Below are 9,251 nucleotides of genomic sequence, written 5' to 3'. Positions count from 1 at the left end.
ATAACGCCTAATTGGGGGGGGGGGGGGGGGTGTGTTGGTGGGGTGGCTTGGGGCCATAACACCCCACCCCCCCCTCACGACCACCCCGAGCGAGGATTCCGGCTTTGAGCAGCATTCCCGATCTGGGGCCCGTGCCCCAGCGCATCACCGTCGACGTGGAACAGATTCGCCGGTTGATCGCCGATCAGTTCCCGGAGTGGGCAGGCATCCCGGTCCGGCCGGTGGACAAGGGCGGCTGGGACAACTTCACCTTCCGGCTCGGCGACGGGATGGTGGTGCGCCTGCCGAGCGCCGCCGAGTACGCCCTGGCCGTCGAGAAGGAACAGCGCTGGCTGCCGGTGCTCGCTCCGCGGTTACCGCTCCCCATCCCGGTCCCGCTGGCGATGGGGAGCCCCGCCGCGGACTACCCCTTTCCGTGGTCGATCTATCCGTGGGTCCAGGGCGAACCCGCGAGCGCGGACCGCGTCGCCGACCCTGTCCGCTTCGCCCTCGACCTGGCAGGTTTCTTGGCCGCGCTGCAAAGCATCGAGGTCACCGGCGGTCCCCAGCCCGGTAAGCACAACTGGTTCCGTGGCGCCACCCTGCGCACCTACGACGCGACCACCGGGCGCGCGCTCGCCGCACTGGACGGGGACATCGACGTCGAGACGGCCCGTGAGATCTGGCAGACCGCGGTGGACACGCCCTGGGACGGAACGGATCGCTGGTTCCACGGCGACATGGCACCGGGGAATCTCCTGCTCGACGGCGGACACCTGGCGGCCGTCATCGACTTCGGGACCTGTGGCGTCGGCGATCCGTCGTGCGATCTGGCCATCGCCTGGACGCTGCTGACCGCCGACGGCAGGCAGGCGTTCCGCGAACGGCTGTCCGTCGACGAGGCGACCTGGGCACGCGGACGTGGTTGGGCCTTGTGGAAGACGCTGGTCGCCTGTGCACAGACCACGGGCCGGTCCGATGAGGAATCCGTGAACGCGCGCCGCGTCCTTTACGGAATCTTTTCCGAATACGCGGACAGTCGCCGCTGAGGTCAAAAATACCGCCATTTCCTCGCCCTTCGGCTGTTCGTGTGGAACGTGATCGCGGCAGGAGCCATTTCCGGAGCGATTGCCTTACGGTCGCACCGGGGTCCGCGCTGCACAGGCAATCGAATCGGGATTGGGGAGTCGTCATGGTGAGGAATCGTGTGCCCTCGGGACGAAGACGGGCGTTGTCGATGGCGGCGGCGGTCGTCGTGGCCACCGGGTTGATGACGGGGACCGCGGGAGCGACCCCGGTCGGACCGGTTGATCTCGGCACATTGCCGGGCGACGACGAAAGTACGGTCCTGGCGGTCAACGAGGCCGGGGTGATGGTGGGGCTGTCGCAGGCGGGCAGGAACCCGAGGTTCGATCATCCGGTTCGCTGGGACGCCAACGGCCAGATCACGGCACTGCCCACGCCGGGCGGTACCGAGGGCCAGGTGCGCGACATCAACAGCAGCGGGGTTTCCGCCGGCTATGTGCTGACGTCGGTCACCGCGGTGCCGACCCGCTGGGACGCCGCGGGCCAGGCGACCCAGCTCCAGCTTCCGGCGGGCTATCACAACGCCCTCTCGTGGGCGATCAGTGACACGAACGTCGTCGTCGGGAGCTGGTCGACACCGGGTAACCAGTACCACGGCTTCCGCTGGGACCCGGACGGCACGGTCGTCGATCTGGGGGCGCTGCCCGGTGAGACCTGGAGCATGGCCGAGGACATCTCCGCCGACGGCGGCATCATCGCGGGCGGCGGGTTCCGCACCGGGGCGAACCAGTCCGCGCGGTGGGTGAACGGCGGGCCGATCACCGAGCTGGAACCGCTGGCCTACAGCAGCGGGGCCCATGTGATCAACGGCAGCGGCGTGATCGCCGGGGTCGTGAACGACACCCGCAGCGGACCCGGCGTCCCGGCGAGGTGGGACCAGGCCGGCGTGCGGCACCCGATGGAATGGCCCAGCCCCCATGTGGTCTGGGTGTACGGGATCGGCTCCACCGGCTACGTCGTCGGTTCCGGCTATCTCAATCCGCCGAAGCGGTCGGCGGTGCTCTGGGACCTCGACGGTCACGTCATCGCCCTGCCCGACGACGGCCGGGGCGCGGACGCCGAATCGGTCAACGCCGACGGCACCGTGGCGGGCACCTTCAAGAGCCAGGCGACAGTCTGGTTCCGGAACGGGGAACGCAGGCAGCTCGGCACGCTGCCCGGCGGCACCAGCAGCCGGGGCTACCGGATCACCGACGGCGGCCGCGTCGCCGGGACCGCCTACACCGCCGCGGGCAAGAGCCACGCGGTGTACTGGACGCTCGGCTAGCCCGGCCGCATGTCCGTGAAGGCCTCCTTGAGGGACCCAGAGTCCCTCAAGGAGGCCTTCACGGACCGGCGTATTTCGGACCCTCGCAAGGACCACCGGATCGGGTGATCATCGAAGTGCGCCGCACCCCTGGGCTGTCTTACGTTGGATGCCCGACGTGAGGGAGACTCGATGACCACGACCGCCGAGGTCGGCAGACCGGACGTCACCCCGCCGGTGCTGAGCCACAAGCGCAGGAACGCGGTGTTCGGTGCGGTCATGCTCGGGATGTTGCTCGCGGCGCTCGATCAGACGATCGTGGGGACCGCGCTGCCGACGATCGTCGGGGATCTCGGCGGCGCCGGGCATCTGTCGTGGGTGATCACGTCGTACCTGCTCGCCGAGACGATCATGACCGTCGTCGTCGGGAAGCTCGGCGATCTGTTCGGCCGCAAGCTGATGTTCCAGCTGTCGGTGATCGTGTTCACGGTGGGCTCGTTCTTCTGCGGGTTCGCCGACGACATGATCTGGCTGATCGTCGCCCGCGCGGTGCAGGGGCTGGGCGCGGGCGGCCTGATGGTCACCGCGACCGCGCTCGTGGCCGACGTCGTGCCGCTGCGCGAGCGGGGCAAATACCAGGGTGTGCTCGGTTCGGTCTTCGGCGTCGTCACGGTGCTCGGCCCGATGCTGGGCGGGCTGTTCGTGGACCACCTGTCGTGGCGGTGGGCGTTCTACGTCAACGTCCCGATCGCGGTCGTCGTGCTGATCGTGGCGGCGAGCGCGATGCCGAGCGTGAAGGCCGCGGCGAGGCCGGTGATCGACTACCTCGGCATCCTGCTGATCGGCCTGGCCGCGACCGGGCTGACCCTGGTCACGAGCTGGGGAGGCACGCAGTACGCGTGGGATTCGCCGACGATCATCGGGATGTCGATCGGCTCGGTGATCCTGCTGGTGCTGTTCGTCTTCGCGGAGAAACGCGCGAAGGAACCGACCCTGCCGATGCGGCTGTTCCGGAATCCCGTGTTCACCGTCTCGGCGATCCTGAGCTTCGTCGTCGGCTTCGCGATGCTCGGCGCGCTGTCGTACCTGCCGACGTATCTGCAGTACGTCCACGGCATCTCGGCGACCAGTTCGGGCGTGCGGATGCTGCCGATGGTGATCGCGCTGCTGGTGGCCGGCATCTTCGCGGGCAACATCGTCGGCAAAACGGGGCGGTACAAGATCTTCCCGATCGCCGGCGGGATCGGGCTGACGCTCGGCCTGTACCTGCTCTCGCGGCTGACCCCGACGAGCGGGTTCTGGGAGATGTCCCTCTACTTCGCCGTCCTCGGCCTGGGAATCGGCCTGAGCATGCAGGTCCTGGTGATCGTCGTGCAGAACACCGCCGACTACCGCGACCTGGGCGTGGCGACCTCCGGCGTGACGTTCCTCCGATCCTTGGGTTCCTCCTTCGGTGCGGCCATCTTCGGCACGATCTACGCCAACCAGCTGGCGCCGAACATGGCCGCGGCGGTCGCGGAACACCCGCTGCCGCCCGGAATCGACCCGAGGGCCGTGCAGGTCCCGAACGCGCTCCACGCCCTGCCGGAGTCCGTGTCGGCGCCGTATATCCAGGCGTACAGCGATTCCTTGCACACGGTGTTCCTCTACGCCGCGCCGGTCGGGCTCGTGGCGCTGGTGCTGGCCTTCTTCCTCAAGGAGGTTCCGCTGCGGGACACCTCGCGAGCGGCCGCGCCGGACCTCGGCGAGGGTTTCGCCATGCCCGAGTCGGGCAACGGCGACCAGGATCTCGAACGCGCGGTCGGCCGATTGCTGGCACGAGACGGAAAAGCGGCTTCCGCGGGTGTCCTCGCGAAGTCCGGATGTGAGCTCGACACCGGCGGGCTGTGGTGCCTGGGGCAGATCCGGCTTCGGGAACGGCGGGACAAACCCACGACCCTGAAGGTGATCGGCGATCGCTACGGCATCCCGCCCGAGGTGTTCGAAGCCGCCTTCGCACGCCTGGAGTTCACCGGGCACCTAGTCTTCAGGTCCGGGGAATGGGCCACGACGGAGGCGGGACGGGCCGAACTCGAAAAGCTCATCCGGGCGTGGAAGGACTGGCTGGCCGAGCGGTTGCGGGACTGGGGTTTGGACGGACACGACGAACTCGACGAGGCGCTCGGCCGGGTCGCGAACCGCATCCTGGACCAGGCCGCCGAAGACCAGCCGAGCGGGAAGCACGCGGCCGTCGTCTGAGCGGAACTGGAGATGGTGGTGTGGCCGCCTTGCCTCACCCCTCGACGGGGCCCCGGATCGTTTGCAGGCTGAGCCGGCATCCGTTCGTGATCGGGTGCCGCGTGCCGAGGATCCGCTCGCAGAGTTCCAAGGTGGAGCGTTGTTCTCGTTCGGCGGTTTCCCGTCGGCCCAGGTGATAGAGCATTACGCCGTGGTTCACGCGGCGGCCGAGGGTGATCGGATCGCGCTCAGGAGGCCGTACTCACCCGGATCGGGGGATTACGGCCGGGATCCGCTGTGTTTCCGTGACGGCAAGGCGTTCCGGGCACAGGGAGATCGCGGAGCGGACCATGACGGGAGACAACGCGGCACCGTTTCGTGGTGGGCAGGCACTGGCCGCGATCGTGGTCATCCTCGTCGCGAGTGGACTGTTCGGGGTGCCCGTACTGGTCCCGCTCGGAGAAGGAGTGCGGGGCGGCATCGGCGCGGCGGCCTACGCGGTGGGAGCCGCGGTCGCCGCGCTGGTCGCGACCGGGTTGCTGCATCTCCTCCTGATCGGAACGCCGCGCGCCAAGTCGTTCTTCGTGTCGATCATGCTGCTGACGGCGATCACCGTGATCATCCCGCTGAGCATCGACGCCGATCAGGGCGCCCGGATCGCGACGGCGGCCGGGAATCTGTTGCTGGGGGTGCTGATCACCGGCACGTTGTCAGGCGTTCTCCATTCCGCGATCCGGGCGGGCAGGCTGGTTCGCTGAGCTACGTCGCGGTGGTGGTGGCGGTGACCGCCACGACGGCGGTGGACACCGCGATCGCCGCGGCCGTGCGGACCACGGCGGCGTTGACGGCCTCGGCGCCCCAATTGCCGTGCTCGATCTCCTTGGCGCGCTTGTAGACCTTCGCCGACCACGCGAGGGTGGGCCGGAGCGCGGGCAGCGCGCCGCTCGCGGACAGCAGAGCGGTCACCGCGGCGGTGCGCGGGTCGGGGGTCTTGTCCTCCACCAGCACGGCGCGGATCTCCTCCCGGAGCGCCGCCTCGTGCCGCGTGTCGGCCGCGGGCAGACGGGTCATGGGGAACAGGCCGAGCACTCGCTTCTTCTCACGCCGGATGAGACCGCGTTCGATGAGCCTGTCGGTCAGCGTCTTCCAGAGGTCTCCGCCGATCGCGAGCAGGAGTGGCTGCACACGCTGGGTTTTCCCGGCGATCCGGTCGTACGCGGCCTGCAGCACCGGGTCGGGCAGGGGACCGTCGCCCACCGCGATGATTTCGGGGCCGTTCAACGCGGAAGGATCTCCCGTCTCGACCCTGTCGAGCAGGGCGAGTTCGGCGAGCACGGCGCCGCCGAGGATGTACGGCAGAGTGCCCGCCGCCGCGGGGGTCCCGGTCTCGTCGTCGAGCAGCAGCAGGAGCAGGTCCTCGACGATCAGCAGGTCGTTCTGCACTGTTCTCCCCGTTCTCCACGTCGTCCACGGAGGCGTGGACGTCCTTCGATGGTCTTACGTGGGTGGCGGCGGGACCAGTGACACAGCGTCATACGTCGTCGATTCGCTCGAATGACTGGTCTTCGAAGGAAGGTGCCGGGCCGGTCCTGGCGCGGACCAGCCCGGCACCGGAGGAGGTCAAGCCGGTTCCGCCACACAGGTGCGGTCGTCCTTCGGCCGCTCGCCCGTGGTCAGGAACGCGGTGACCGTGTCGTTGGCGCATTTGTTCGCGCCGATCAGGTAGACGCCGTGACCGCCCTGATCGGCGGTGACCATCCGGGCCCGGTCACCGAGGGCGCGCCGCATCTGTTCGGCGCCGGCCAGCGGAGTGGCCGGGTCGCGGGTGTTCTGTGCCAGCAGCACGTTCGACGGACCCTTGTCACCGACCCGCACGGGCGGTTCGGCGGGCTCGGATTGCCAGAACGCGCACGGGCGGATGTTCGCCCCGGCCGCGCCGTACATCGGGTAGCGCTTCCGGTCGACGGAGACGTCGTGCAGGTAAGTGCCCACCGACTTCGGCCAGCGGGAGTCGTTGCAGACCGCGTAGAGGTGGCTGGCCACCTTGTTCTCCAGGCTCTGCGGGGCGTCCGCCAGGTCCGCCGCGGCCGCCGGTGGTGGCGGCTGGTCCGTGTCGAGCGCGTGCCAGAGCTCGGCCAACCCCGGCATCCGGCTGTCCCGGTACAAGGAGCCGAAGGTCGCGATCCGGAACAACGCACCGTCGTAGCCCTGCACCGGTGCCTTGTCGAGACGGCCGGCGAGGTCGAAATACTTCGCGGTCACCGCTTCCGGGGTGGTGCCCAGACCGTATTCGGGACGTGCCGCCGCGAACTCGGCGAAGTCCGGGAACCGGATTTCCATGCCCTTGCCGAACAGCCTGCTCCCGGTCCGGTCCAGACCGCCCGGGACCAGGTTGCTGTCGAGCACGATCCGGTCGCCGCGGTCGGGGAACAGCGTGGTGTAGACGGCGCCGAGGTGGGTGCCGTAGGAGTAGCCGAGGAAGGAGAGCTTGTCCTCGTGCAGCGCCTCGCGGATCCGGTCCATGTCGCGCGCGATGGCCGCGGTCGAGACGTAGGGGAGCATGTTCGCCGTCTCGGACCCGGCGCACTGCTCGGCGACGGTCTTCGAATTCCGGGCGTGCGTCACCACGTCGGCCGCGTCCCGCGCGTACGGCGGGATGTTGCCCCTGTACTGCTGCTCCGTCGTCAGATCGCAAGTGACCGGGGTGCTCCGGCCAACCCCACGCGGGTCGAAGCCGATGATGTCGTAGCCGTCCAGCACGCTTTGCGGCAGGCCGAGGTCGACGAGCCCGCCCGGGAAGTCGAGGCCGCTGCCGCCCGGTCCGCCGGGGTTGGTCAGCAGCACGCCCCGGCGTTTGTCGGGGTTCTTGCTCGCCAGCCGGGAGACCGCCAGCCGGATCTGTTCCCCGTCCGGGTTCCGGTGGTCGAGCGGGACGTCGAGTGTGGCGCACTGCAGGCCCGGTTTGGCGACGTCGGCGGGGCACTCGCCCCATTTCAGGCCGTTTTGAGCGAGTCCCGGTGGTGCGAGCATCACCGCGGCCGTGGCCGCGGTGACGACGATGGTCAAGGCTCTCCGCATGGCTTCCCCTCGGGTGACAAAGTCGGGTGGCTGTCCGTTTTGAGTAGAGACCGTGCCCTCGGGGCATGGTCAAGAAGGACCTTCGCCGTGGCGCCATCCGGTGATCTTTCTTGACTGTGCCCCAGGGGCATGGTGTCCACTCCGGGGGATGGCTTGGAGCACACGCGAGCTGGCGAACCTGGCCGGCACGACCCTGAAGACCGTCCGCTATTACCACCGGATCGGTCTGCTCGACGAGCCGGAACGAGGCGCGAACGGGTACAAGCGGTACCGCGTCACGCATCTGATCCGGCTGTTGCGGATCCGGCGGCTCGTCGACCTGGGCGTGCCGCTGTCCGACATCGAGGCGATGGAGGAGTCGGACGGGAACGCGGAGCGGACGTTGCGCGCGCTGGACGCCGAACTGAAGGCGAGCATCGAACGGCAGGAGCGGATGCGGAAGGAGCTGGCGTTGATCCTGGACCGCCGCAGCCTCGTCGACCTCCCGCCGGGCTTCGACGGGAACGTCGCCGATCTGTCCGAAGTGGAGCGTTCGATGCTGATGGTCTTCTCGCGGGTGCTGGACGCGAAGACGATGGACACGGTGCGCGAGTTGCACGCGGCCCCTCGTCATCCGGTTCATGCGGAGCTCGACGCGCTGCCTGCCGACGCCGACGAAGCCACGAGACAACGGCTGGCCGAGACTCTCGCCCCTGTCGCGCGCGATCAGATCGCGGCGCAGCCGTCCTTGACGGACGCGAGGACGCGAGTGGCGCTGACCGAACCGATGGTCCTCAAAGGACTGGCGGAGCTGTACAACCCGGCGCAGCTGGACGTCCTGCGGCGACTGAACACCCTGATCGAGAAGAAAGAGAAAGGACCATGAAGAACCTCAAACGACGGTGGCAGCTCGGCAAGGTCAGGCCCGGTGACGGGAGTGTGCTCCCGGACTACCGGCTCTGGCAGCTGTTCTCCCGTTCGGTGCTCTTCCTCGATCTCGTGACGCCGTCCGGGGAAACCCACGTTTACGCGGTCGATGTCCGGCACCTGGCCGAAGCGAAAAGCCGGAAGCAGCACGAAGACGCGGTCGGGAAGAGTCCTGCCGCGCTGTACCTGGACGGGGTCCAGATCCATCGATCCAACCTGCCGACGTCGTTTCCGGTGCCCGGCGGCGTCATCGAGGTCGCCACCAGCGCGTTCGGGCTGAAACGCATCCACTTCGTCGCCGAAGACGGCACCGAACGCGCGCTACGCCCGCACGATCGGTCGCAGGAAGGACTGCGGGCGCGATTCGGGCGGCGGTTCCCGCGCACGAGCGCGGCCGTCGGCGCGGTGACCCTGCTGATCCTCCTGACGGCGCTCGTCATCAGCCTCATGCACGGTGTCGAGGCCATCACTCGCGTTCCGGCGATCGCCGAGCATGTCGGCAGGTTCGTCTCGCCGGTCGATCTGCCCACATGGGGGACCGTCGTCTTGACCGTCGCCGGGGTGCTTTCCGCCGTCGAACGTGCCACGAGACTCCGGTTCAACCGGCTGATCGACACCGTCTCTTCCTGACCCGGGGGCGCCGGTCCGTGAAGGCCTCCTTCCCTACTCTCAAGGTAGGGAAGGAGGCCTTCACGGACCGGGCGCGGTGGTGCGTGTCTGACTCGCCCACCTGCCGGTC

9 protein-coding genes are annotated in these 9,251 nt (G+C 68.7%); 6 read left to right on the top strand and 3 right to left on the bottom strand.

What is annotated here, in order from left to right; genetic code table 11:
* The first annotated feature begins 104 nt into the window (after positions 1–104).
* The 3 genes from AB0N89_RS40515 (at position 105) to AB0N89_RS40505 (ending at position 4,549) form a co-directional block, all read left to right on the top strand.
* The gene (locus AB0N89_RS40515; RefSeq protein WP_364216902.1) at positions 105–1,028 is read left to right on the top strand and encodes an aminoglycoside phosphotransferase family protein; all 924 of its coding nucleotides are present in this window, start codon (positions 105–107) and stop codon (positions 1,026–1,028) included.
* 143 nt (positions 1,029–1,171) lie between these two features.
* Positions 1,172–2,332: an HAF repeat-containing protein gene (locus AB0N89_RS40510; RefSeq protein ID WP_364216900.1), complete on the top strand. Its 1,161-nt coding sequence runs from the start codon at positions 1,172–1,174 to the stop codon at positions 2,330–2,332.
* 171 nt (positions 2,333–2,503) lie between these two features.
* Complete coding sequence (locus tag AB0N89_RS40505) at positions 2,504–4,549, top strand: MDR family MFS transporter (protein ID WP_364216897.1); 2,046 nt, start codon at positions 2,504–2,506, stop codon at positions 4,547–4,549.
* A gap of 34 nt (positions 4,550–4,583) precedes the next feature.
* Here AB0N89_RS40505 and AB0N89_RS40500 read toward each other — a convergent pair whose 3' ends face one another.
* Positions 4,584–4,733: a tetratricopeptide repeat protein gene (locus AB0N89_RS40500; RefSeq protein WP_364216905.1), complete on the bottom strand. Its 150-nt coding sequence runs from the start codon at positions 4,731–4,733 to the stop codon at positions 4,584–4,586.
* Between the two features lie 145 nt (positions 4,734–4,878).
* Here AB0N89_RS40500 and AB0N89_RS40495 point away from each other — a divergent pair, with 145 nt between their 5' ends.
* Positions 4,879–5,286: a DUF6069 family protein gene (locus tag AB0N89_RS40495; RefSeq protein ID WP_364216894.1), complete on the top strand. Its 408-nt coding sequence runs from the start codon at positions 4,879–4,881 to the stop codon at positions 5,284–5,286.
* Position 5,287: 1 nt separating this feature from the next.
* On the opposite strand, the gene AB0N89_RS40490 is transcribed toward AB0N89_RS40495, so the two are convergent.
* Complete coding sequence (locus AB0N89_RS40490) at positions 5,288–5,971, bottom strand: GPP34 family phosphoprotein (protein ID WP_364216891.1); 684 nt, start codon at positions 5,969–5,971, stop codon at positions 5,288–5,290.
* 177 nt (positions 5,972–6,148) lie between these two features.
* Positions 6,149–7,606 carry an alpha/beta hydrolase gene (locus AB0N89_RS40485; protein WP_364216888.1) on the bottom strand — a complete coding sequence of 486 codons (1,458 nt, stop codon included), beginning with the start codon at positions 7,604–7,606 and terminating at the stop codon, positions 6,149–6,151.
* A 148-nt stretch (positions 7,607–7,754) separates the two neighbouring features.
* Here AB0N89_RS40485 and AB0N89_RS40480 point away from each other — a divergent pair, with 148 nt between their 5' ends.
* A complete protein-coding gene (locus tag AB0N89_RS40480) occupies positions 7,755–8,471 on the top strand; it encodes a MerR family transcriptional regulator (RefSeq protein WP_364216885.1) in 717 nt (238 codons plus the stop codon).
* Entirely contained in the window at positions 8,468–9,142 is a 675-nt protein-coding gene (locus tag AB0N89_RS40475; RefSeq protein ID WP_364216882.1) for a hypothetical protein, read from the top strand. Before AB0N89_RS40480 ends, AB0N89_RS40475 begins: the two co-directional genes overlap by 4 nt.
* Positions 9,143–9,251 lie beyond the last annotated feature (109 nt).

Source organism: Amycolatopsis sp. NPDC089917 (assembly GCF_040684635.1).
Lineage (GTDB): Bacteria > Actinomycetota > Actinomycetes > Mycobacteriales > Pseudonocardiaceae > Amycolatopsis.
Note: the sequence above shows the minus strand (reverse complement) of the source record. Positions and strands in the feature narration are given on the sequence as shown.